The 23,854-nt window shown below is 69.9% G+C and carries 20 protein-coding genes and 2 pseudogenes; 15 read left to right on the forward strand and 7 right to left on the reverse strand.

The window, feature by feature from the left end:
* Nucleotides 1–53: 53 nt before the first annotated feature.
* The 4 genes and pseudogenes from tilS to Q1K70_RS21170 form a co-directional block, all read left to right on the forward strand.
* Nucleotides 54–743, forward strand: a pseudogene (gene tilS, locus Q1K70_RS22200) (tRNA lysidine(34) synthetase TilS); the annotation flags it as partial.
* A 180-nt stretch (nt 744–923) separates the two neighbouring features.
* Nucleotides 924–1,595 (forward strand): adenylate kinase, encoded by a 672-nt coding sequence (locus Q1K70_RS21160; RefSeq protein WP_300164466.1) that lies wholly within the window; start codon nt 924–926, stop codon nt 1,593–1,595.
* A gap of 84 nt (nt 1,596–1,679) precedes the next feature.
* Complete coding sequence (locus Q1K70_RS21165; protein ID WP_300164432.1) at nt 1,680–2,537, forward strand: menaquinone biosynthesis protein; 858 nt, start codon at nt 1,680–1,682, stop codon at nt 2,535–2,537.
* 132 nt (nt 2,538–2,669) lie between these two features.
* On the forward strand, nt 2,670–3,623 hold the full coding sequence (locus tag Q1K70_RS21170) for a phosphatase (RefSeq protein ID WP_300164434.1): 954 nt from the start codon (nt 2,670–2,672) through the stop codon (nt 3,621–3,623).
* A gap of 89 nt (nt 3,624–3,712) precedes the next feature.
* Here the strand turns inward: Q1K70_RS21170 and Q1K70_RS21175 are convergent, their stop codons facing one another.
* From Q1K70_RS21175 to Q1K70_RS21185, 3 genes are all read right to left on the reverse strand, one after another.
* The gene (locus Q1K70_RS21175) at nt 3,713–4,150 is read right to left on the reverse strand and encodes an Rrf2 family transcriptional regulator (protein ID WP_300164436.1); all 438 of its coding nucleotides are present in this window, start codon (nt 4,148–4,150) and stop codon (nt 3,713–3,715) included.
* A gap of 88 nt (nt 4,151–4,238) precedes the next feature.
* Nucleotides 4,239–4,451, reverse strand: coding sequence for a hypothetical protein (locus Q1K70_RS21180; RefSeq protein ID WP_300164438.1), 213 nt, complete (start codon nt 4,449–4,451; stop codon nt 4,239–4,241).
* Nucleotides 4,452–4,515: 64 nt separating this feature from the next.
* Entirely contained in the window at nt 4,516–8,637 is a 4,122-nt protein-coding gene (locus tag Q1K70_RS21185; RefSeq protein WP_300164439.1) for a hypothetical protein, read from the reverse strand.
* A 222-nt stretch (nt 8,638–8,859) separates the two neighbouring features.
* Between Q1K70_RS21185 and mutY the strand changes: the two genes are divergently transcribed.
* The 7 genes from mutY to corA all read left to right on the forward strand — a co-directional run bounded on the left by mutY (nt 8,860) and on the right by corA (nt 16,130).
* Entirely contained in the window at nt 8,860–9,957 is a 1,098-nt protein-coding gene (gene mutY / locus Q1K70_RS21190; RefSeq protein WP_300164441.1) for an A/G-specific adenine glycosylase, read from the forward strand.
* A 90-nt stretch (nt 9,958–10,047) separates the two neighbouring features.
* Nucleotides 10,048–11,268 (forward strand): efflux RND transporter periplasmic adaptor subunit, encoded by a 1,221-nt coding sequence (locus Q1K70_RS21195; protein ID WP_300164443.1) that lies wholly within the window; start codon nt 10,048–10,050, stop codon nt 11,266–11,268.
* An 85-nt stretch (nt 11,269–11,353) separates the two neighbouring features.
* Entirely contained in the window at nt 11,354–11,884 is a 531-nt protein-coding gene (locus tag Q1K70_RS21200; protein WP_300164445.1) for a YbaK/EbsC family protein, read from the forward strand.
* The gene (locus Q1K70_RS21205; RefSeq protein WP_300164468.1) at nt 11,881–12,564 is read left to right on the forward strand and encodes an ABC transporter ATP-binding protein; all 684 of its coding nucleotides are present in this window, start codon (nt 11,881–11,883) and stop codon (nt 12,562–12,564) included. Before Q1K70_RS21200 ends, Q1K70_RS21205 begins: the two co-directional genes overlap by 4 nt.
* Nucleotides 12,551–13,708 carry an FtsX-like permease family protein gene (locus Q1K70_RS21210; RefSeq protein WP_300164447.1) on the forward strand — a complete coding sequence of 386 codons (1,158 nt, stop codon included), beginning with the start codon at nt 12,551–12,553 and terminating at the stop codon, nt 13,706–13,708. The genes Q1K70_RS21205 and Q1K70_RS21210 overlap by 14 nt, the downstream gene beginning before the upstream one ends.
* Nucleotides 13,708–14,874, forward strand: coding sequence for an ABC transporter permease (locus Q1K70_RS21215; protein ID WP_300164449.1), 1,167 nt, complete (start codon nt 13,708–13,710; stop codon nt 14,872–14,874). The genes Q1K70_RS21210 and Q1K70_RS21215 overlap by 1 nt, the downstream gene beginning before the upstream one ends.
* 188 nt (nt 14,875–15,062) lie before the next feature.
* The gene (corA, locus tag Q1K70_RS21220) at nt 15,063–16,130 is read left to right on the forward strand and encodes a magnesium/cobalt transporter CorA (protein WP_300164450.1); all 1,068 of its coding nucleotides are present in this window, start codon (nt 15,063–15,065) and stop codon (nt 16,128–16,130) included.
* Nucleotides 16,131–16,205: 75 nt separating this feature from the next.
* Here corA and Q1K70_RS21225 read toward each other — a convergent pair whose 3' ends face one another.
* From Q1K70_RS21225 to Q1K70_RS21240, 4 genes are all read right to left on the reverse strand, one after another.
* Complete coding sequence (locus tag Q1K70_RS21225; protein ID WP_300164452.1) at nt 16,206–16,544, reverse strand: P-II family nitrogen regulator; 339 nt, start codon at nt 16,542–16,544, stop codon at nt 16,206–16,208.
* Nucleotides 16,545–16,599: 55 nt separating this feature from the next.
* Nucleotides 16,600–17,823, reverse strand: coding sequence for an ammonium transporter (locus Q1K70_RS21230; protein ID WP_300164454.1), 1,224 nt, complete (start codon nt 17,821–17,823; stop codon nt 16,600–16,602).
* Nucleotides 17,824–18,362: 539 nt separating this feature from the next.
* Nucleotides 18,363–19,280 carry a dihydroorotate dehydrogenase gene (locus Q1K70_RS21235; RefSeq protein ID WP_300164456.1) on the reverse strand — a complete coding sequence of 306 codons (918 nt, stop codon included), beginning with the start codon at nt 19,278–19,280 and terminating at the stop codon, nt 18,363–18,365.
* Complete coding sequence (locus Q1K70_RS21240; RefSeq protein WP_300164458.1) at nt 19,277–20,074, reverse strand: dihydroorotate dehydrogenase electron transfer subunit; 798 nt, start codon at nt 20,072–20,074, stop codon at nt 19,277–19,279. The genes Q1K70_RS21235 and Q1K70_RS21240 overlap by 4 nt, the downstream gene beginning before the upstream one ends.
* Nucleotides 20,075–20,264: 190 nt before the next feature.
* Between Q1K70_RS21240 and Q1K70_RS21245 the strand changes: the two genes are divergently transcribed.
* The 4 genes and pseudogenes from Q1K70_RS21245 to Q1K70_RS21260 all read left to right on the forward strand — a co-directional run.
* Nucleotides 20,265–21,473: a Crp/Fnr family transcriptional regulator gene (locus tag Q1K70_RS21245; protein WP_300164460.1), complete on the forward strand. Its 1,209-nt coding sequence runs from the start codon at nt 20,265–20,267 to the stop codon at nt 21,471–21,473.
* On the forward strand, nt 21,470–22,261 hold the full coding sequence (locus tag Q1K70_RS21250) for a MotA/TolQ/ExbB proton channel family protein (protein WP_300164462.1): 792 nt from the start codon (nt 21,470–21,472) through the stop codon (nt 22,259–22,261). The genes Q1K70_RS21245 and Q1K70_RS21250 overlap by 4 nt, the downstream gene beginning before the upstream one ends.
* Nucleotides 22,262–23,218: an OmpA family protein gene (locus Q1K70_RS21255; RefSeq protein ID WP_300164464.1), complete on the forward strand. Its 957-nt coding sequence runs from the start codon at nt 22,262–22,264 to the stop codon at nt 23,216–23,218.
* 353 nt (nt 23,219–23,571) lie between these two features.
* Nucleotides 23,572–23,854: pseudogene (locus Q1K70_RS21260) on the forward strand (alpha/beta hydrolase); the annotation flags it as partial.

Below are 23,854 nucleotides of genomic sequence, written 5' to 3' on the forward strand. Positions count from 1 at the left end.
TGCTGGCCCCGCGACTGCGGGCGCGCCTGGAGGCCGCCCACCTGGACCACGGCCTGCGCCCGGAGACGGCCGCCGAGGCCGCTCCCGTAGCCGCCTTCTGCCGGCAGCGTGGCATCGCCTGCCACGTGCGCCGCGCCGACGAGGCCGGGCTCGCCAGGAGCCAGGGCCGCGGCCTGGAGGACGCCGGCCGGGCCGCCCGGTACGCCTTTTTCGCGGAACTGGCCGCCGGCCGGGACACGGCCTGGACCGTGCTCGGGCATCAGCTCAACGACCTGGCCGAGGACCAGCTCATGCGCCTTTCGCGCGGCGCGGGCTGGCCGGCCCTCGGCGGCATGCCCGCCCTGGACCCCGCACGACGCCTGCTGCGCCCCCTGCTGCTGACCCCACGGGCGGCCGTCGAGGCCTTTGCCACCGCCCTGGCCCTGCCGGCCCTCATCGATCCGAGCAACGCCGACCCGGCCTACCTGCGAAACCGCCTGCGCCACGACGTCCTGCCCCGGCTGGAAGCCGAGAACCCTCGTCACCTGGAGGCGGCGGCCAGGCTTTGGCGGCAGGCCCGGCTGGACGAGGCGCTTTTCGAGAGCCTTTTGCCCGTTCCGGACGATCCCGCCGTGCTGCCCATGGAAACGCTGCTCGCCGTCGATGCGGCCCTGCGGCCACGCCTTTACCGCCGCGCCCTGGCCTCGCTCGGGCCGGGGCAGGCGCAGGCCGACGGCCTGCGCGCCCTGGACGCGGCCGTCGCGCGCCGCCGGACGGGCAGCACCTTCCAGTTTCCGGGCGGCAAGACGGCCCGGATCTCGCGGCGGGCCGTGGTTTTCCAGGCGCGGCCGAGGTTCGGGGCAAACCCGCCGATGCCATTGACAGGGCTTGCTTCGGAGGGTAGTGAAGCCGATTGTGAAAAATCAAACATGGAGGCAGTCCCGGTGAATATTCTCACGTTCGGTCCCAACGGCAGCGGCAAGGGCACCCAGGGTTCCCTGGTGAAAAAGAAATACAATCTGGCCCACATCGAGTCCGGGGCTATCTTCCGCGAGCACATCGGCGGCGGCACCGAGCTCGGCAAGAAGGCCAAGGGCTACATCGACAAGGGCGAGCTGGTCCCGGACGAGATCACCATCCCCATGATCCTCGAGACCCTCAAGGCCAAGGGCGGCAACGGCTGGCTCCTCGACGGCTTTCCCCGCAACATGGTCCAGGCCGAAAAGCTCTGGGAAGCCTTGCAGAAGGAAGGCATGAAGCTCGATTACGTCATCGAGATCCTGCTGCCCCGCGAGATCGCGAAAAACCGCATCATGGGCCGCCGCCTGTGCGTCAACGACCCCAACCATCCCAACAACATCTTCATCGACGCCATCAAGCCCAACGGCGACAAGTGCCGGGTGTGCGGCGGCGACCTCAAGACCCGCTCCGACGACCAGGACGAGGCCGCCATCGGCAAGCGCCACGACATCTACTACGACACCACCACCGGCACCCTGGCCGCCGCCTACTTCTACAAGAAGCTGGCCGCCGAGGGGAAGACCAAGTACATCGAGCTCAACGGCGAGGGCTCCATCGACTCCATCAAGGAAACCCTGCTGGCCCAACTCGCCTAGTTCACCGGAATTCGCCTTGCTCCACGGCCCCGGAGGGAATACCTTCGGGGCCGCGTTTTTTCCGCGCCCAAAGGAGGGTCTCCCATGACGCACGACGGACCCCTGAAGCTCGGCCGCATCGCCTACCTCAACGTCTGGCCGCTCTACGAGTCGCTCATCCCGGACTTCCCCGAAGGGCCGGACGTCGCCTACGTGCCGGGGCATCCGTCCGAGCTCAACGCCGCCCTGGCGAGCGGGGCCATCGACGCCGCCCCGGCCTCGGCCTTCGCCTACCTGGCCAATCCCGGCGCGTTCGACCTGCTGCCGGACCTGTGCATCCGGGCGGCGGTCGCCCCCATCCAGAGCGTGCTGCTGCTCTCTCCCGTGCCCCTGGCCGAGCTGCCCGAGCATTTGCGCCGCACCGGCGACCCGGTGCTCTTCTCCGGGGCCTCGGCCAGCTCCAACGCCTTGACGCGGGTGCTGTGGCGCTTCGCCTGGGGCTTTCCCGAAGCCCGCTTCGAGACCGTGCCGCCGGGCACGGGGCTGGCCACGGGCAAACCCTTCGTGGAGATCGGCGACCTGGCGCTCATGCGCTACCTCGATCCCCCGGCCGGCTGGCACGTCACGGACCTGGGTCAGGCCTGGTTCGACTACGCCGGCACGCCCTTCGTCTTCGCCCTGTGGATCGTGCGGGCCGGGCTCGCCGGCTCCCGCCTGGCCGCCCTCGGCCGGCTCCACCGGGCGCTTCTCTCCGTCAACGCCGGCCTGGCCGAGGCCCTGCCCCGGCTGGTGCGCGCCCCGTCCCGGCCGGACTGGATCGGCGAGGCGGATTTCCTCAACTACCTGCGAGTGGTCAACTACGACCTGGACGACGCGGCCAAGGCGAGCTTCGTCCTTTTCGCCCACCACTGCCGGGAGCTTGGTCTCATCGACGCCGTGCCGGGCCTGCGCTTCGCCCTGTAGGCCGCGCCGGGCCATGGCCCGAGCGCATTCCCCGCCGTCTCCCGTTGACAAGGCGCGGCCGGGCTTTTACCCAGGCGGCATGGCCCATGCCCGGGCCGACCGACAGGCAACCCACGGCCAAGGAGCCCGCCCATGAAGCCGCCGCGCCCTGCCCCGCCCTTCTCCCGGATGCTCGTCGCCGCCCTTTTCGCGCTGTTTCTGACCGGCCTGCCCCGCGCCCTGCCGGCGACCAGGCACCAGCCCAAGTCCGACGTTTCCGGGCCGGTCCTCATCTACGACTACCCGCCGGGCCAGGGCCTGCCCATCCATTTCCGCCTGGCCGACGGCGGCCCCAAGGGCGACCCGGCCGCGGCCAGGCTGCGCCTTTCCGGCAGCTCGGAATGCGACGCCCCTGGCCTGGACAACCTGGCCCGGTTCCTGCCCGGGCCGCTGACCGTGGTCGACCTGCGCCAGGAATCCCACGGCTTTCTCAACGACCGCCCCGTGAGCTGGTACGGGCCCAAGGACGAGGCCAACATGGGCAAGACGCCCGAGGAGGCGGCCCGCGACGAGGCCGACCGCCTGGCCGCCCTGGCCAAGGCCGGCACGACCGAGGTCACGGTCATCGAGGCGAAGAGCAAGGACGGGGGGATCAAGAAGTCGCACGTCCTCGACGTGGACGTGACGTCGGTGGCCTCCGAGGCGCAGCTCACGGCGGCGCGCCAGATCGGCTACCTGCGGCTTTTCGTCACCGACGACATGGCCCCGGACGCGGCGCAGGTGGACCGGTTCGTGGAATACTGCCGGACCATGGCCCCGGGCATGTGGATCCATGTGCACTGCCACGCCGGCGACGGGCGCACCACCACCTTCATGGTGCTCTACGCCCTGCTCCACAATCCCACGGGGCAAAGTCTGGAGAAGATCGCGGCGGCCCAGGCGGCGGCCGGAGGCGTGGACCTCGTCGGCCAAGCCAAGAAGCACTGGAAAAAGGACCTGTACCTGGCCCGGGTGGATTTTCTGCGCCGCTTCGCCGCCTATGCGACGGCCAATCCCGGCGGCGGACCCCAGACCTTCAGCCAGTGGCTGGCCGCCCAGCCGCGCTGAGTTCGCGCCCCCGGGGCCATCGCCCTATCCGCGCCCCGTGCCTTCCGTCGCGAGACGGCAAGGGGACGGGGGACGGCGCAAACGGGGCCTCAGCAGCAGGGCAGGCCCAGGATCTCGGATTTGCGGGCCTGGATCAGGAGGTCGGAGATGCGGATGGCGTCGAGCTCCCGAAACAGGCTGGCCGTGGCCCTGGCCCAGATCTGCCGGGTGACGCAGTCGCCGGAGATGACGCAGCTTTCGGGATTGCCCACGCATTCGGTGAGTTCCGGCCGGGTTTCCAGGGCTCTGACCACGTCGCCCACCCGGATGTCCTCGGGCAATTGGGCCAGGACGTGGCCGCCCTTGGGGCCGCGTTTGCTGTGGATGAAGCCGGCCTTCTTGAGCGCGCGGATCAACTGCTCGAGATATTTGACGGAAATATTGCGGCGTTTGGCGATGTCCTGGATGCGCACCGGCCGCTCGTCGCCGTGGAGGGCGATGTCGAGAAGCATACGCAGGCCGTAGCGGCTACGCGTGGTCAATTGCATGAGCCGGATTCCCCTTGTGGGCGGATTTGTGCAAAACCGAACGAAGGGGTCCTATCAGATACCTGGGCGGATGGCAAAAGGCGGTTTCTCAGACCGCCGGAAAGACCGGGACGGGATAACGCGGCGCGGCCGGTCGCGAAGCAGGGCGGCTGGGCCACACCGGCCGGGGTTCCCTCGGCCCCCCGATGGCGATGCCGCGATCCAGCACGCACCGGCTGCAGATTTTTCCCTGCGCCCGCTGCACGTAGACGTCGAGGGTTTCCAGTTCGCGGCCGCAGACGCAGCAATGCCGGGCATCCATGTCGTTTCCTCCCGCCGGCGAAATGCCGGCGGGAGGAAACGTTTCAACAATCATACCATGTGCGTTATTTTCCGGGCGCGTCCCCGTCGTGCGGCTGGGCGGCCTCCCGGCCGGGGGCATCGGACGCGGCCTTGTCCCGGCCATGCCGGCGCGGCAGGCGCAAGGGCCGCCAGCCGCCCCCGGCGGTCAGGCTCTCGAAGCCCAGGCGCAGCCAGCGCGGCAGACTCCAGGCCAGCCAGGCCGCCCAGGCCAGCATGAGGGCCCGGAAGAAGGCCATGGGCGCGGACACGACCGTGGCCGCCGGCAGCGCGCCCGCCACCCGGTCCCAGGTCCAGGCCAGGCCCGCCGTCGTGACGCCCGGTCCGGCCACCTGCATGCGCGGCAGCCCGAGCAGGCCCTGGCCGAGCACGTCGTAGAGGGTGAAAAAGCCGGCCAGGGCCAGGGCCACGAGCCCCACCTGCCCGGCGTCGAAGGCCAGCGCCCCCTGGGGCCAGCTGCGGCGACGCCAGCCCAGGGCGGCAAGCCAGGCCACGGCCAGGACCACGCCCACGGGCTCGGCCTGGCTCAGGCCCAGGGCGTAGAACAGCCACTGCCGACGCGTGAGGAGCGTGTCCGGCAGCATCGAAAGCCCGAGGCCAAGCGCCGCGACCACGGCCAGGTAGCCCCAGTAGAGCACGGCCGGCCCGAGAAAAGTGTCGGCGAAGATCGCCAGGAGCCAGCGCCCCTCGGGCAGCTCCAGGCGCGTGACGGCCGAGGCCGCCGGCAGCCCCGGGTCCGGGGCCGGCGTCTTGAGGAAAAGGCCCAGTCCCGCCGGTTCCCGGAAGGCCAGTTCCACTTCCGTCACCCCTGGCGGCAGGGAAAAGCCCACCTGCCCGCCCTCGCCCGTGGGCAGCGTCTCCCGGCCGGCCACGGCCAGGCGCGTGACCTCGGCCCCCGGCGGCAGGGTCACGGCGTGGCGCGCGCCCTTGGCCGCCCGGAAGCGCAGGGCGAGCCGGGATTCGCGCATGGCCCGGCCCTGGCGCGTCGTCAGTTCGACCCGCTCCAGGGTCAGCGTCTCGCCCGGCGCGGCCTTGGGCCGGGAAACCGACACGGCCAGCTTCTCCCCCGGCCAGGGGGCGAAACGCGGCTGCCACGCGCCCGAGGGCCCAAGCAGTCCCACCGGCGGGACGCCGGCGAAGGTCACGTCGTAGAAGGGCGCGGCCGAAAGCTCCCAGGCCTCGACCACGTCCGCGCCCGAGGGCGCGATAAGCTCGAGGGACTCCCGGGGCGTCAGGCGCGAGCGCCAGGACAGGCGCTCCCGGCCGGCGGGAAAGACCGCCTCGGCCTGTCCGCCGGTCACCGTCACGCCGGCGGCGTCGGGATGCTCGCCGGGCAGGAGCGCCACTTTCGCCACGGCCGGGACGTCCGCCGGGGAGCGGCGCACGATTTCCGTTTCCACCTCCCAGGCGAGCCCCAGGCGCAGGACGCGCCGGACCTCGAAAAAGGGCGGCACGTCTTGCCTGGCCGGCCTGGTCGCCGCGCCGTCTCCCGCCTCCGGCGCGGCCCGGGTCAGCTCCAGGGGGCCGGAAAGCCCGCCCCGCCCGTCGAGGCCGCGCACCCGGTAGCCCGGGGCGACCAGCCGCACCCGGCCCGGGGCCAGGGCCGGGGTCACAGTGAACCCCACGGCCGCCGGGGCCGGGCCGGACAGGACCACCGTGTGCCGGCCGGCCTCCAGCAGCACCTTGAGCGTGCCGTCCGAGCGCACCAGAGCCGCGCCCGGCGCGCCGTCCACGGTCACGGCGTCCGGCCGCCAGGATTCGGAAACCGCAGGCAGGGGCGCGGCCAGGCGCGCGGCGGCGTCGATCTCGCTGGCGACGGTCAGCCGGCCGCCCTCCAGGCGCACCTCCAGGGACGGGCTGCCCAGACAATGGGGCAGGCAGGCCGGCGGCTCGGTCAGGCGCTCGCGCAGCAGGTCGAGAAGCGGCCGGTCCGGAAAATCCCCCGCCCGGGCGGCGGGAGCGATGCCCAGAAGGACCGTGAGGGCCATGCCCACGGCGACGGCCCCGGTCGGGCTCCGCAGTCGGCCCAGGCGCTTGCGGTCGCACAGCAGAAGCAGCGCCGCGCCGAGGAGCAGCGCCCGGGCCAGGTGCAGCAGCCGCGAGGCCAGAGGCGGGACGAGGTAAAGCCGCAACCCTTCGCCGGGAGCCACCGGCCCCTTCCAGGCCAGGCTCGCCGTGGCGAAGCGCCAGTCCGGCATGGCCGGGCCGGTTTGCGCCACGGCGTCCGGATCTTCCTCCGGCAGCGCCAGGACCGCGCCGGGGGCGGCCGCATCGGCCGTGGCGGCCATCATGTTCGCCGTGGCCTTGGGCTTGCCCCTGGACGCGGCGGTCGGCGGCGGCGCGGGGGCCTGGGCCGCCTCTTCCCGCATGACCGGCCGGGGCTGGGGCGCGGGCTCGCCGGCGGACGGCGGGGCGACCTGCGGGGCAACGGCCCCGCGCAACTGTCCGGAAACGAAAGGTAACGAGACGACCACCAGGCAGACCAGGGAGAGCCCGAAGACGAGCCCGGCCAGACGCCGCGCCCCGGCATGGCCGGCCAGCCGCCCGCCGTCGCCGGCCAGGCGCAGCAGGGCCAGCCCGACCAGGACCAGGACCCAGACCCCGCGCGGCGCATCGGGCTCGTGCCAGGAAAGGAGCAGGAAAAGCCCGAGCGCCAGCGCCGCTGCCGGCCCGCGCAGGGAAAAGGCGGCCACGGCCAGGGCCAGGGCCAGAAAGACGTCGAGCAGGGTCCAGGGCGAAAGCAGGCCGCCGCGCACCGTGTCCGGCCCGGAGGCGAAAAGAAGCGCCCAGCCCGGAGCCAGGTGGAGCGTGGCCGAAACCCGGTCGAACTCCCGGTCGAAGCCGCCGGCCGGAAGGACCGCGCCGGCGTCGGGATAGCGGGAATAGGCCGTGAGCGTGAGCCGCGACGTGCGCAGTTCCACGCCCGGCCGTTCCCCCTCCCGGCCGAGCAGGACCACGGGCTGGTCCCGGCCGTCGGCCACGACTCGGCCAAGCTCGCCCGGCGCGGCCATGCTCAGGGTGAAGCGGGAGCGGTTCTCGCCCGTGACGGCGTCGCGCACGCTCAATCCCTGCCCGCTCATGTCGAGCCACATCTCGCGGGAAAGCGTCAGGGCGTCGCGGCCGGGCGGCGCGCCGCGCCCGAGCTCGCGGATGTCGAGGTTCGCCCCCTTGGCCACGGTGAAGGCCGGCAGATCGCGCCAGGCCGCCGGCACGTCGGCCGCCTTGGGGTCGATGGCCGCCGCGCCCTCCAGGCGGGTTTCCCGCAGCTGCGGCGCCCCCCGGTACGACCAGACCTCCCGGCCGTAGGGCGTGGCCGCCGGCCCGATGCGACCGGCCTTGCCCGGAAAGCGCGACGTGGCCTCCACCTCGTAGCGCCCGGGGCCGGCGTCGAGGACGAGGCTGCCGTCCGGGCCGAGCGTTGCGGGCACGGGCGAGCGCACGGCCAGGGCCAACGCGCCCGGCGGCACGGCCCCGGCCAGGGTGACGGAGCGGGCCAGACCCGAGACCTCGAGGCGAAAAAGCGTGGTCAGCGTGGCCGGATCGCCGTCGGCCAGGAGCCGGAACACCTTGACCTGCTCGGTGTTTTCCACGGGTTTGGCCGCCTTCTCCCCGGCCAGGGACAGCTCGCCCGAGGCCGAGACGACCACGGGCACGGCCGCGCCCCGGCGGGAAAGCGTCACCAGCCCCACGCTTTCCGGCAGGCGGATGGCCCCGGGCGCGACATTCCAGCCCAGGCGGCCGGCCAGGACATGCTCGCCCGGGCCGAGCCAGACCGCCGGGCCGCTCGCGCCGGCCACCACGGGCAGGGCTTTGCCGCCCTCGACCACCTTTTCGATCCACACCCCGCCCCCCGAAGGCAGGGGCACGGCGGCCAGGTCGAAAAGCCGGGCTTGCAGCGTGAAATCCGCGCCCGTGGCGTCCAGGGCCACGTCGAGGCTGGCCGGGAAGAGGCAGATCCGGGCCTTGGCGTCGCCTCCGTCGGGCGGGCACAGGCTCTGGGCCGCGCCATGCAGGACGAAGCCACGCCAGGGCTCGAGCGCCGGCGGCACCGGCGGCGCGCCGGCCTGGGCCCGGGCTGGAGAAGCGGCCGCGCCCCAGGCGACCGCAGTCAAAAGAGCAAGGAGAACGAAAGGCAGCGCACGCCTCATGGCCAGGCCTCCCATGGCTTTCCCGTCCGCATCGGGCCGCTCGACCCGGATTCGCGAGTTTCCAATACGACAGGCCGCAACGATGCGTTTTTCCCGAAAAAAGGCGGCCGCAATTTTCCGGCCCCATCCTTCGCCTTATCCCCGAAAGAGGCGGCCTTGGCAATCAACCGCCCTTCCCTCCGGGCGCGAGAGGCATTATGGGAGGGGCCGCGAGGTTTTCCCATGTCCGACTTCAAGGCCTTCGTGCCGCTTCTGCTCGACTGGTTTTCCGGCAACAAGCGCGACCTGCCCTGGCGGCGGGACCGCGACCCCTACGCCGTCTGGATCTCGGAGATCATGGCCCAGCAGACCCAGATGGACCGGGTGGTGGACTATTTCAACCGGTTCACCGCTCTTTTCCCGGATGTGGCCGCCCTGGCCGCAGCCAGCGAGGACGCGGTGCTCAAGGCCTGGGAGGGGCTTGGCTACTACAGCCGGGCCAGGAACCTCCACGCAGCGGCCAGGCGCATCATGGACGACCACGGCGGCGCGTTTCCGGCCACCTTCGAGGCCGTGCGCGCCCTGCCGGGCGTTGGCGACTACACGGCCGGGGCCGTGGCCAGCATGGCGCTCGGGCTCGACGCCGTGGCCGTGGACGCCAACGTGCTGCGGGTGCTGGCCCGCGTGTGCGACATCGACGCGCCGGTCAAGGAGCCGACCGGCCGAGCCAAGGCCGTGGCCCTGGCCCGCGAGCTTCTGCCCCCGGGCCGGGCCGGCGAATTCAACGAGGCGCTCATGGAATTCGGGGCGCTGGTGTGCCGGCCCAAAAACCCGGACTGCCCCCGCTGCCCCCTGGCTGGCGTCTGCCAGGCCGCCCACCTCGGCATCGTCCACGACCGGCCGGTGCTCTCAAAATCCAAGGACATCGTCCCCCTGCTCGTGGCCACGGGCGTGCTCGTCCACGAGGGCAGGGCCTTCATCCAGAAGCGGTTGCCGGCCGGTGCCTGGGGCAACCTGTGGGAGTTTCCCGGCGGGCGCATCGAACAGGACGAAACCCCCGAGGCGGCCGTGGTGCGGGAATTTCGCGAGGAGACGGCCTTCCCCACCGCCGTCGCGGCGAAACTCGCCGTCATCCGCCACGGCTACACCACCTACCGGGTGACGCTGCACTGCTTCCTGCTGCGCCTGACCGACGGCGCGGGCGCAGCACCGCCCCCGCCGGTCCTCGCCGCCGCGCAGGAGTGCCGTTGGGTCGCACCGGACGAACTCTCCCGGTTCGCGTTTCCGGCCGGCCACCGCAAGCTCATCGACCAGATGGCCAACAGCCTGTGGTTCGCGTAAAGGAGCGGGCGTAACGCAAAAGGCGGCGTTGCGTCTTGACGCCCGGCCCGCCCCTTGCCATGACCCCCCGAAACGAGACACGGGAGCCCCATGAGCGACGATCTGGACGCGCTGCGCATCGCCGGCGACGACAAGGCCGACCGGTTCAAGGGAAACGGGGCGCGCCGGCGTCGCCGCCGCTGGCCCTATGTCCTGGCCGCGCTGGTCGCGGCCGCCGTGGCCGCCTGGGCGCTGTCGCCGCGCACCTTCACCGTGGAGGCCGCCACCGTCGCCCTGGCCTATCCCTCGCGCACGCTGACCAGACTCACGGCCAGCGGCTACGTCGTGGCCCAGCGCAAGGCGGCGCTGGCCACCAAAGCCACGGCCCAGCTGGTGTGGCTGGGCGTCGAGGAAGGCAGCCGGGTGCAGAAGGGCCAGGTGGTGGCCCGGCTGGAAAGCGCCGACGTCGAGGCCGCGCGCGACCAGGCCCGCCATGAGATGGAAGCGGCCAGGCGTCAGATCGATTCCGACCAGGCCGAACTCAAGGACGCGCGCATCAACTTCGAGCGCATGAAAAAGCTCGTGGCCGGCGACTACGTGGCCCGCTCCGAGCACGACGCGGCCGAGGCCCGGCTCGGCAAGGCCGAGGCCGCCCTGGCCGCGGCCAAGGCCACCCTCGAGGCCCGGGCCGAGGCCCTGCGCCAGGCCGAGGCCCAGCTGACCTACACCGACCTCGTCGCGCCCTTCGACGCCGTGGTGCTGACCAAAAACGCCGACGTCGGTGACATCATCTCCCCCCTGGGCGCGTCCTCCACCTCCAAGGCCGCCGTGGTCACCATCGCGGACATGGGGTCGCTGGCCGTGGAAGTGGACGTGTCGGAATCGAGCCTGCGCGAGGTTGTTGTGGGCGAGCCCTGCGAGATCCAGCTCGACGCCGTCCCGAGCGAACGCTTTCCCGGCAAGGTGCACATGATCGTGCCCACGGCCGACCGCACCAAGGCCACCGTGCTGGTGAAAGTCCGTTTCGACGCCATCGACCCGCGCGTGTTGCCGGAGATGAGCGCCAAGGTCGCCTTTCTCACGCGCCCCCTCTCTCCGGCCGAGACGACTCCGCGCCTAGCCGTGCCCAATGCGGCGCTCACCCGCCGCGACGGCCGCGACGCCGTGTTCGTCATCAGGGACGGCAAGGCCGTGCTCGTGCCCGTGACCCTCGGCGAGTCCCTCGGCGACATGCGCGAGGTGACCTCGGGCCTGGAAACCGGCCTCAAGGTGGTGCTCTCCCCGCCGGCCAAGCTCGCCTCCGGGGACGCCGTGACCCTGGGCGAGGGATGAGGCCGCGTATGCCCGGGAAACGGTCCTGCGGCGGCCCGAAAGCTCCCGCCCTTTGGCCGTGCGCCGCAGAGACGGGAGGCGCGTCATGAACGCCCCCCGCTCCTCCGACGCCTTCGACCGGCTGGTCGCCATCGTGCGCCAGGGCGGCTCGCCCCACACGGTCCACAGCCACCCGGCCACGCGCACCATGGAGGAGGCGGCCGTAAACCTCGATTTCACGCCCTCGCGCATCGTCAAGACCATCGCCTTCGGCCTTCGCGGCGGCGAGACGGTCCTGGCGGCCCTTCGGGGCACGCGCCGGGTGGCCTATCCGGCCCTGGCCGCCCTGTGCGGCGTCTCCCGTCGGGACCTGCGCGCCCTGTCGCCCGAGGAGGTGCTCGGACATCTGGGCGTCGCCCCGGGCAGCGTCTCGCCCGTGCCGCTGGTCCCGGACATCCGCCTCTTCCTCGACAGCGACGTGCTGACCATCGCCCCCACGCTCTACTGCGGCCTGGGCCGGCCCGACCGCACCCTGGAGATCGCCCCGGCCGACCTGCTCACCCTTTGCAGCGGCGTCCTCGGCGATTTTTCACGCCCCGCCCCCGAGCCAGCCCCGGAGCCCGGCCCATGTCCATGACGCGCCCGCTCATCGAAATCTCCCATCTGTCCAAGTCCTACCGGCGCGGCGACCAGGTGATCCCGGTACTGTCCGACATCACCTTCGACATCGCCGCCGGGGAGTTCCTGGCGCTCATCGGCCCGTCGGGCTCGGGCAAATCCACGCTTTTAAACTGCATCGCCGGCATCGACGCCGTGGACGAAGGCTCCATCCATATCGGCGGCACGGACATCACGACCCTAAGCGAAGGGGAGCTGGCCGTGTGGCGCAGCCGCCACGTGGGCTTCATCTTCCAGTTCTACAACCTGATTCCGGTGCTCACCGCCCTGGAAAACGTGGAGCTGCCCCTGCTTCTGACCTCCCTTTCGGCGCGCCGTCGCCAGGAGCACGCCCTGGCCGCCCTGGCCGCCGTGGGCCTGCCCGACCGCACGGACCACAAGCCGGCCCAGCTCTCCGGCGGCCAGCAGCAGCGCGTGGCCATCGCCCGGGCCATCGTGGCCGACCCGGACATCATCGTGGCCGACGAGCCCACCGGGGACCTGGACCGGCGCTCGGCCGCCGACATCCTGGCCCTGCTCGGCCGGCTCAACCGGGAGCTCGGCAAAACCATCGTCATGGTCACCCACGACCACCGGGCCGCCGAGGCCGCCCACCTCGTGCGCGAGCTCGACAAGGGCGAACTGCGTGTTGCTCCTTAGGCTCATCGTCAAAAACGCCTTCCGCCACCGCTTGCGGGCCCTGCTGACCATAGCCGGCGTGGCCATCGCGCTGACGGCCTTCGGGCTCATGCGCACCGTCCTCGACGCCTGGCACGCCGGGGTCTCGGCCTCCTCGGCCAACCGCCTGGTCACCCGAAACGCCGTGTCCATCACCCAGCCCCTGCCCATCGCCTACAAAAGCCGCATCCGCCAAGTCGCGGGCGTGAATGCGGTGGCCGCCGGCAACTGGTTCGGCGGCGTCTACATCGACGAAAAAAACTTCTTCGCCAACTTCGCCGTGGAGGCCGAGGACTTCTTCCGGCTCTACCCGGAGCTGATCGTTTCCCCGGCCGAGCAGAAGGCCTTCGCCATGGACCGCAAGGGCGCGATCATCGGCCGCAAGCTGGCCGACCGCTTCCGCTGGCGCGTGGGCGACGCCGTCACCCTTCGCGGTACCATCTTCCCGGGCCAGTGGCCCCTGACCATCCGGGCCGTGTACAAGGGCGCGCGGCCGGACACCGACGAGACCGTGCTCTACCTCCACTGGGCCTACATCGACGAGGTCATGAAAAAGACCAGTCCCGGCCGGGCCGGCCAGACGGGCTTCTTCATGATCGGCATCGACGACGCCACCCGGGCGGCGGAGATTTCCCGGAACATCGACGCCCAGTTCCGCAATTCCCAGGCCGAGACCCTGACCGAGACCGAAAAGGCCTTCCAGATGGGCTTCGTGTCCATGAGCGAGGCCATCCTCATGGCCATCACCGTGGTGTCCTACGTGGTCATCGTCATCATCCTGGCCGTGGCCGCCAACACCATGGCCATGTCGGCCCGAGAGCGCCTGGGCGAGTTCGCGGTGCTCAAGACCCTGGGCTTCGCCGGGCCGGCCCTGGGCGGCATGCTCCTGGCCGAGTCCCTGCTCCTGTCCCTTTCCGGCGCGGCCCTGGCCATGGTCCTGCTGCCGGCCATCGCCGACGCCTTCGCCAAGAACCTGGCCCAGTACTTCCCGATCTTTTTCGTCTCGCCCCGGACCATGGTCCTGCTCCCCGCTTTCGGCGCGGCCGTGGGCGTACTGGCCGCCGTGGCCCCGGCCGTGCGCGTGGGTTCGGTGCGCATCGCCGAGGCCTTCCGGAGGATCGGCTGATGGCCGTGCCGTTGTCCTATTCCTGGCGCAACCTGAGCACCCGCCGGGTGACCACGGCGCTTACCGCCGGCGGCATGGCGCTCGTGGTCTTCGTCTTCGCCGCCACCCTCATGCTGGCCGAGGGCCTGCGCCAGACGCTGGTGGCCACGGGCTCGCCCGGCAACGCCGTGGTGCTGCGAAAAGGCTCGGAAACCGAGGTGCAAAGCGGCCTGGAGCGCGCCCAGGCCGCGGCCATGACCACCCGACCGGAGATCGCCCTGGGCGGCGACGGCCAGGCGATGGCCGCCAAGGAATCGGTGGTGCTCATCGGCCTGACCAAAAAATCCACGGGCAAGACCTCCAACGTGGTCATCCGGGGGACAGGCCCCGCCTCCCTGGCATTGCGGCCGCAGGTCAGGCTCGTTTCCGGGCGGCTCCCCCGGCCGGGCACGCCGGAGATCATGGTGGGCACGGTCGTGGCCAGGGGGTTCGAGAACGCGGGCGTCGGCCAGAGCCTTCGCTTCGGCAAGCGGGAGTGGCCCATCGTGGGCGTGTTCGACGCCGGGCGCACGGGCTTTTCCTCGGAAATCTGGGGCGACGCCGACCAGCTCATGCCGGCCTTCGGCCGGGGGGCCTATTCCGTGGTGGTGGCCGCCCTGCGCGAGCCGGCGCTCTTTGACGCCTACAAGGAAGCCGTGGAGGCCGATCCGAGGCTCCAGGCCGAGGTCTGGCGCGAGACGCGCTACTACGAGAAGCAGTCGGACATGATGCGCAAGTTCCTCACGGTCCTCGGCGTGGCGCTCACGGCCATCTTTTCGCTGGGGGCCATGATCGGGGCCACCATCACCATGTATTCGGCCGTGGCCAACCGCGTGCCCGAGATCGGCGCTTTGCGGGCCATCGGCTTCACCCGGGGAAGCATCCTGGCCGCCTTTCTCCTGGAATCCATGTTCCTCGGCCTCCTGGGCGGCGCGTGCGGGCTGGTCCTGGCGGCCGGGCTTTCCTTCGTGTCCTTTTCCACCACCAACTTCCAGACCTTCTCCGAACTCTCCTTCAACTTCGCCCTCACGTCCTGGATCGCGGGGCTGGCCCTGGCCTTCTCCCTGGTCATGGGCGTGGTGGGGGGATTCTTGCCGGCCGTGCGCGCGGCACGCATGAACATCGTCGAAGCCTTGCGCCAGGGCTAGCGTCGCGTCCTTGCCAAGCGTTTGTCGGCAATACGCTAATATAACTATTTTTCTTAAAAAATACCGGCGCATTTCTTAAGGGGCGCGGCGAAATCCCCCGCCACCAAAACGTCACCGCGCGAAGATAACGTCTTTCGGCCGCCTGCCCCGTCCGGGGCGGGTCAGTTCCCCCTTCGCGAGGCTCCGCCATGCTCAGGCACCTGCGCCCCCAGCACGTCAAGGCCAACCAGGAATTCGGCAACGTCTCCTACGTGGGCGCGGCCAAGACCTTCCCTCCCTACGTGAGCGTCATCGTCTACGGCGACGGCGGCTTCGCCGAGACGCGCTACGAGCACGGCCAAACGCCGGTCATCCCCGAGCCCAGCGACGACCGGGTCGTGTGGGTGCGCGTGGTCGGCGTCCACGACATCGGCGTCATCAAGTCCGTGGGCGAGGCCATCGACATGCCGGCCACCCTCATGGAGGACATCGCCGACACCACCCAACGGCCCAAGTACGAGGAATTCGGCGACGCCATGTTCATGGTCCTGAAAATCATCGACATGGACAAGGCCCAGGAGTCCCTGACCGCCGAGCAGGTGAGCATGGCCATGGACGGCGCGGCCGTGGTCACCTTCCAGGAAAACGCCGCCAACGTCTGGGACAGCTACCTCGACCGGCTGCGCAAGGGCCGGCACCTCGGCAAGTCCGACCCCCACTACCTCATGCTGGCGCTGCTCGACGTCATCGTGGACCGCTACATGATCACGCTGGGCAAGCTCGGCGACAAGGCCGAGATGCTCGAGGAGCTGCTCTTCGAGGCCCAGACCGAGGAGACGCTCTCCGAATTCTACAACCTCAAGCGCGAGACGGCGTATCTTCGCAAGTACATCTGGCCACTTCGCGAAGTGCTGCAAGCCCTCTCCCACAAGAAGCACTCGAAAAAGGTCAGCGACTACGCCAAATCCTACCTGCGCGAGATCGTGGACCACGTGAAGATGGTGGTGGAAACGGTGGATACGCTGAACCAGATCGCCACGAGCATGATCGACGTCTACTCGTCCGTGGCGGACATGCGCATGAACATGGTCATGAAGGTGCTGACCGTCATCGGCACGATCTTTTTGCCGCTGACCTTCATCACGAGCCTCTACGGCATGAACTTCGAGAACATGCCGGAGCTCAAATGGCGCTACGGCTACTATGGCATCCTCGGCTTCATGCTGGCCCTGTCGGTCGGCATGCTGGCCTGGTTCCGCAAGAAGAAGTGGCTGTAGGCGGGCGGGCGCATCAGGGAGGCCCGGGAGGGGGCGCGCCCCTCCCGTACGCCGAAGCGTCCTCCCTTCCCCTCTCTAAATCGCGTTGCCGCCGGTTTCGCCGGTGCGGATGCGCACCGCGTCGCCCATGTCCATGATGAAGATCTTGCCGTCGCCCACCTCTCCCGTGTACGCGGCCTCGCGAATGGCCGCCACGAGCGCCGGCGCCATCGCATCCTCCACCACCAGTTCGATCTTGACCTTGGACACGAAATCCACGGTGTATTCCGCGCCCCGGTAGATTTCGGTATGGCCGCGCTGCCGGCCAAAGCCCCGGACCTCCTCCACGGTCATGCCCTTGATGCCGATGGAAGCGAGCTTTTCCTTGACCTCGTCGAGCTTGAACGGCCGGATGACGGCTTCGATGTGTTTCATGGCGCTCCCTGGGCTCCGGGCCCGCGGCCCGTGTCGGCCGAAGAAAGGTTGACCGCTACTCGCCGTAGGCGGCCTCGGTGTGCTCCGAGAGGTCAAGGCCGATGGTCTCGGCCTGGGGCGCGAGGCGCAGGCCCATGACGGCGCGGATCGCGACCAGGAGCAGCCAGCTGACCACGAAGGCGAAAACGCCGACCACGACCACGGCCAGGGCCTGCAGGCCGAGCTGGCCGGGATTGCCGAAGGCCAGGCCGTCGGCCCCGGCCGGGTTGACCAGCTTGCTGGCCGCAACGCCCACGAGCAGCGTCCCGAGCACGCCGCCGACGCCGTGGATGCCCACCACGTCCAGGCTGTCGTCGAAGCGCAGCCGGGCCTTGACCAGCACCGCGCCGTAGCACACGAGCCCAGCCAGCATGCCGATGCCGATGGCCCAGCCCGGCGAGACGAAGCCCGCGCCCGGGGTGATGGTGGCCAGGCCGGCCACGGCGCCGGAAGCCGCGCCCAGGGTGGTGGGCTTGCCGCGATGCCGCCATTCGACGAGGCACCACACGGCCATGCCGGCCATGCCTCCGAGGTGGGTGGCGGCGAAGGCTCCGGCGGCCACGCCGTCGGCGGCCAGGGCGCTGCCGGCGTTGAAGCCGAACCAGCCGAACCACAGCAAGCCCGTGCCGAGCAGCGTCATGGGCAGGTTGTGAGGCACGATCTGATGGCGGCCGTGGTCCTTGCGCGGCCCGGCGGCCAGCACGGCGGCCAGGGCGGCCGCGCCGCAGGTCAGGTGCACGACGATGCCGCCGGCGAAGTCCAGCACGCCCATCTCCTTGAGCCAGCCGCCGTTGCCCCAGACCCAGTGGCACACCGGGTTGTAGACGAGGATGGTCCAGGCCAGGGAGAAGACCAGAAACGGCCCGAAGCGCAGGCGCTCGGCCACGGCCCCGGTGATCAGCGCCGGGGTTATGGCCGCGAACATGCACTGGAACATGGCGAAAGCCAGATGGGGAACGGTCCCGGCGTAGTCCGGGTTGGGCGTCGCGCCCACGCCCGACAGCCCGGCCCAGGCCAGGGAGCCGATCAGCCCCTTGACGTCCGGGCCGAAGGACAGGGAGTAGCCGAGGTAGACCCACTCGAAGGTGACCAGGGAAATGAGGATGAAGCTTTGCATGATGGTGCCGAGCACGTTTTTCTTGCGCACCATGCCGCCGTAGAAAAGGGCCAGTCCCGGAATCATGAGCAGCACCAGGGCCGCGCTGACCAGGACGAAGGCCGTGTCGCCGCTTTGCAGCATTTCGCCCCCCAAAAAAGTTTGGCGGGCCAGTAGCACGGCGCACCGGACCGGGCAAATCACCGATTTGTCAATTGCGACGGCTTTTCGCCTGGCTTTTCCCGGTCAGGCCCCCTCGCCGTCCGGGTCGCGGGAAGCCTCTGGCACAGGGGGAAACGGCCGGCCGCCCAGTCCATGCGCCCGGCTCGCGGGAGCGCAACGAAACTTCGTGGGGATGCCGCGCCAGCCGCCGCCAGCCGGCCCGCCCGCGAACGGGAAGTTGACATCGCGGGCTTGGCGGGCGGAAAACCGGCCAAAACATTTCAAATATGCAATGAAAAGCCCGGCATCACGACTGACGGCAGGCGGCCTAGCCGGACGGCTCGGGACAAGGCCGGGGCGAAGCGCGGCAAAAGCGGATTTTGGGCGTCGAAAATCGCCGAAGTCTGGAAAATAGCCCGCCGATGCCCAAAAATGAAAAACCGGGGCAGGACGACGAGGTCCCGCCCCGGCGAGAAAGGACGCCGGGCCGACGTGCGGCACGGATAGTGCGTGCGTTCGTCCTAGCTGGAAAGGCTTCCCCGATAGGAGTCAAGGCTCTCGATCCCCAGCTCTTCCATCAGCCCCGGCAGCCTTTCCGCGATGCGAAACGCCATGTCCGGCCGCATGAAGTTGGCCGTGCCGATCTGCACGGCGTGGGCTCCCACGAGGATGAATTCCAGCACGTCCTCGGCCGAGCTGATGCCGCCGACGGCGATGACCGGAGCCGAGACCGCCCGGCAGACCTGCCAGACGCAGCGCAAGGCCACGGGCTTGATCGCCGGGCCGGACAGGCCGCCGATCACGTTGGCCAGGCGGGGTTTTCGCGAACGGATGTCCACGGCCATGCCCGTGAGCGTATTGATGCAGGTCAGCGCGTCCGCGCCGCCAAGCACCGCCGCCCGGGCGATCTCCACGATGTCCGTGACGTTGGGCGAGAGCTTGACCCACACGGGCTTGCTCCCGGCGCGCTTTTTGACCGCCTCGGCCAGCCGGCCGGCCATGGCCGGGTCCTGGCCGAAGGCGATGCCGCCGGCTTTGACGTTGGGGCAGGAAATGTTGACCTCGAGCGCGGCCACGCCCGCGGCCCCGGACAGCACGCCGGCCAGCTCGGCGAACTCGTCGGCGTCGCAGGCGTAGAGGTTGGCCACGATGGGCGTCTCGGAGTGGGGCAGCAGCGGCAGCTTGTCGCGCAGGAACTTCTCCACGCCGCAGTTTTGCAGGCCGATGGCGTTTAACATCCCGCACGGCGTCTCGGCGATGCGCGGCATGGGGTTGCCCAGGCGGGGCTTTAGCGACAGGCCCTTGACCACGATGCCGCCAAGGGAGCGCAAATCGCCGTAGGGCGCGAACTCCAGGCCGTAGCCGAAGGTGCCCGAGGCGGTCATGACCGGATTTTTGAGCGCGAGGCCGGCCAGGCGCACGGAAACGTCGGCGCTCATGCGTCCTCCGCCAGGGCCAGTTCCTCGACCCAGAAGACCGGCCCCTCGGTGCAGGTCTGCACGTAGGCCCCCAGGGCGTTTTTCTCCACGCAGCCCAGGCAGCCGCCCACGCCGCAGGCCATGCGGTTTTCGAGCGACACCTGGGCCCGGGCGCTGTACTTGCGGGCGAGCCGGGCCACGGTCAACAGGAAGGGCCGGGGGCCGCAGGCCAGGATCAGCCCGGACGCGGCCCCGGCCACCACGGCGTCGAGGCGTTCGATGAAGACCGGCAGATCGTCCGGCGTTTTCTCGCAAAAGGCCTCGGCCCGGCCGACCAGCTCGGCCATGGCCGCGAAGGGGTAGCAGGAGAGCGGCTGACGGTGGCCGAAGACCAGGGACAGGTTGGACGGCGCGGGATGGGTGGCGGCGTATTCCACGAAGGGTGCGATGCCCACGCCCCCGGCCAGCATGACCGTGGGGATTTCCGGCTCCAGGGCGAAGCCCTGGCCGAGCGGTCCCCAGAGCGCCGCCTTGTCGCCGGCGGCCAGGCCGCACAGGATGTCCGTGCCCCGGCCGCAAGCCTGGACGAAAAGCGTGAGCGTCCGCGTCGTCAGGCGGCAGATGGAAAAGGGACGCGGCCAGATCGGGTTCTGGCCGAAACGCTCCGGCCGGACCATGACGAACTGGCCGGCCGCGGCCGGCCCGAGCCCCGGGTTTTCCAGTTCAAGCAGATAGCAGCCGTGCGCCGCCCCCTCGGGCCCGCAAGGGGCCACGGACAGGATGGAAACGTCGCGGCAGGCGCCGAAATTGCCCACGCGTCACCTCGCAGCAATGGAATGCCGCATTGTAGCGTCTTTGCCGCGCCTTGTAAAAGGCCCCCACCGGCCGGGGATTTCCTTGCGCCACCGCCCGGGGTCCTTGAACTTGGCCGATGATCCCCGTAGGGTGGGGCGCGTCGGAATATCCCGCCACCCAAGGCGGATCGGGCGGCACGGGAGGAAGGGCATGCGCCGGGACATCGACCTCGAGGACGAAGACGACCGCGACTCCACCGTGCGGACCTTCCACAAGGGAGCCGTCCTGTTCAAGGAAGGCCAGCCGAGCGACGTGGCCTACATCATCCGCAAGGGCCGGGTGGCCGTGTACCGCCTCGTCAACAACAAGCGGGTGGGCCTCGGCGAGCGCGGCCCGGGCGAGATGGTCGGCGAGATGGGGGCCGTGGCCGCCGCGCCCCGGGGGAGCTTCGCCGAGGCGCTCGAATACACCGAGGCCCTGGTGTGCGACCAGCGGCTGCTGCGCACCATGCTGCTCAAAAGCCCCCGGCCGGTGCAGCTCCTCACCGGATACCTGGTCGAGCGCGTGCGCGCCCTGTCCGAACAGATCGTGGACCGGCCCTCGGGCAACGTGTTCTGGTCCGTGTGCCGCGTGACGGCGCTGTGCTGGCAGGCGACCGTGCGGGGCGAGGTCCAGGAGCTCAGCTACGCCGAACTTTCCCGGACGCTCAAGGACATCCTGCTGGTCAGCCAGATCGAGATCGACCAGGTCTTCGACCGCCTCAAGAAGCTGCGCCTGGTCAACATCGTGGACGTCAAGGGCAGCTTCAGCCGGGCCGATCCCCTGCTCGGCCACAAGAAGCCCGGCACGGCCTTCGTGCGCGACCGCCTGCTGCGCCTGCCGGACCTGGACAACTTCCTGGCCGTGGCCAGGAACGTTGCCCGGGAATACCGCGACCGCCCGGACTTCGCCGTGGACCTGGAATTCTTCGACCTAGCCGACTTCGCCCGGGAGGCCCAGTCCTCGCCGGACATCCTCTACAAGAAGATCGGCTACCAGGAGATTCCCGAAGAGCTGTTCTTCTTCCACAAGGCCAGGACGCAGGCCTACATCGAGGCCATGGGCCCGGAATTCTTCCGCCAGGCCAGACGGCCGCGCCTGACGGCGGCGGACCTCGCGCGCGTCGACGACATCGCGGGCGTGGACAACGCCACGCTCCAGGAAGCCTTCTCGGCCCTGGGCTTCCGCAAGGTGGCCGTGGCCGCGGCCATGGCCGGCGAGGCGGCCCGGGAAAAGATCTTCAAGAACCTCTCGAAGAAGATCGCCGCCGTGGTGCGCGAGGAAGCGGCCGCCCTGGGCGAACCCGACGAGGACGAGGCGGCCGACGTGGAAAAGGAACTGCTTGACCGCATAAAAGCCATCAAGGGACTGGGCTCGTGAACATCGCCACCGTCATCGGCTTCGCCTTCGGCATCGTCATTCTGGGCTGCGCCACCTATTTCTCCACGGACAGCGCCGGGGTGTTCATCAACGTCCCGGGCCTGGCCATCGTGCTCGGCGGCACCCTGGCCTCGACCCTCATCTGCTTCCCCCTCAAGGAAGTCACGCGGGTCTTCAACACCTTCCTCGTGGCGCTCAAGCGCGAGGAACTGCCCACGGACAACTACATCGAGGAGATCGTCTCCATCGCCCGCCAGGCCTCGACCCGGGGCAAGATCCACCTGGAGACGGCCCTGCCCGGCATCGAGAACGAATTCCTGCAAAGCGCCATCCAGATGCTCGTGGACGGCTACTCCCGCGAGGAGATCCAGGAGATCCTCGACACGCGCATCGAGCAGACCTACCAGCAGGAACTGTCCTCGGCCGGCATCTACCGCACCATGGCCAAGCTCTCCCCGGCCTACGGGCTCATCGGCACGCTCATCGGGCTTATCGGCATGATGCAGTCCATGAGCGTGGGCCTGGGCAACCTCGGCGCGCACATGGCCGTGGCCCTGACCACCACCCTCTACGGCGTCCTGCTGGCCAACCTCGTCTTCCTGCCCATCGCCATCAAGGTCGAAAAGCGCATCGAGGAGCGGGTGGTGCTCATGTGCGTCATCCGCGACGGCACGTTGTTCATCAAGGACAAGACCCCGGCCGCCATCGTGCTCGACAAGCTCAAGGCCTACCTGCCCACCCGCCGCTGGGCCTCCATCGAACGCCGGGAAGGCGAGGCGGCCCTCTAGATGGTTCCCACCCGCCGCAAGCCCGGGGCGTCCCTGGTCAGCCTCACGGAGCTGCGCAAGCAGCGCCAGGAAGAGGACGACCTGTGGCCCATCTCCATGGCCGACATGATGACGCTTTTGCTGTGCTTTTTCCTGCTCCTTGTGGCCGTGTCCCACATCGACCTCAACCGCTACGAGCGCGTGGCCGACTCCATGCAGAAAGCCATGGCCGTGGAAAAGGCCGCGCCCAGGCCGCAGACCGCCACGGCCCCGACCGCCCCGCCCAAAGCCGTCCCCCCCAAGCCCGAAAAGGCCCCGGAACCGGCCGCCGTGCGCTCCAAGGTCAACTACACCACGCTCAAAAGCGAAACCCCGCCCATGGAGCCGGAAAAGCCCAAGGAACAGCCCCAGCCCGGAGCCTCCGGAGCCAAGCCGCAGGTCCCGGGGGAAAAGCCCGCCGCGCCCACCGAAGGCAAGGGCCCGGACAAGACGCCCGACGCCGACCGCACCGGCCCCACGCGCAAAAGCCTGGACGACATCCGCAAGGAACTGGCCGGCAAGCTCGACATCGCCTCCGGCGCGGTGGAAATCGCGCCCCGGGAAAGCGGCGTGGAGCTCAACCTGCGCGGCGCGGCCTTCTTCGACCTGGCCAGCGCCGAAATCAAGCCCGCCGGGCTGCCGCTCCTGCGGGAGATCGCCGCGACCCTGGCCGGCACGCCCTACAAGGTGACCGTCGAAGGCCACACCGACAACCTGCCCATCGAATCCTGGCTCTACCCGTCCAACTGGGAGCTGTCCTCGGCCCGGGCCAGCCGGGTGGCGCGCTACCTCATCGACCACGGCGTGCCGCGCGACCACATGCGCGTGGAAGGCCTGGCCGACACCGTGCCCGTGGCCCCCAACACCGACCCCGCCGGCCGCCCCATCCCGGACAACCAGGCCAAGAACCGCCGCGTCGTGATCCTGGTCAGCCCGTAGGGGGCGTGGTGGCGGAGGACAGGAGGGGGGAATGCCTCCGGCGGCCGGGGGGGATGATCCCCCCCGGTCCCCCCCGATGGGGGAGGCGGGGATGGGGAAGCGGGTGGAGGCGTGGTCGTGGGCGGGGGTGCGTCGGCGAGGCCGGAATCGGTCCGGCGATGCCGTCGCTTCGCTCCAGGCTCGCGGGGCCGATTCCGGACTCGCAGGCCCGTCGCCCCTTCGGGGCGAAGTTTTATTGCCTTCCACTTATGAAGAAGAACAGCGCGGATCGAATCAATTGCCGACAGGCCGTGAAAGTGATGCTCTTGCATAGAGAGGCGTTCATGCTTTTCAGAACACTGGAGGAAGAAACCATGCCCCGATCACGACCTGCTGTAGTCGCCGTCTGTTTGTCGTATCTGCTGCTCCTCCTGCTGGGGATCGGCGCTTCGGCCTCCTGGGCCAAGGACATCGTGCCCGTGGGCGAAAAGGCGGCCGTGGACGCCCAGGGCCACGACATCTACCAGACCAACGCCAACGGGATCAGGATCGGGTACAAGCTGATCGGTTCCGGCGAACCGCTGCTGCTGCTGACCGGGCTCGGTTGCACGATGGATCGCTGGACGCCGGAATTCATTGAAGAGGCGGCGAAGACAC

The sequence above is a fragment of the Solidesulfovibrio sp. genome (genome assembly GCF_029978005.1).
Lineage (GTDB): Bacteria > Desulfobacterota > Desulfovibrionia > Desulfovibrionales > Desulfovibrionaceae > Solidesulfovibrio.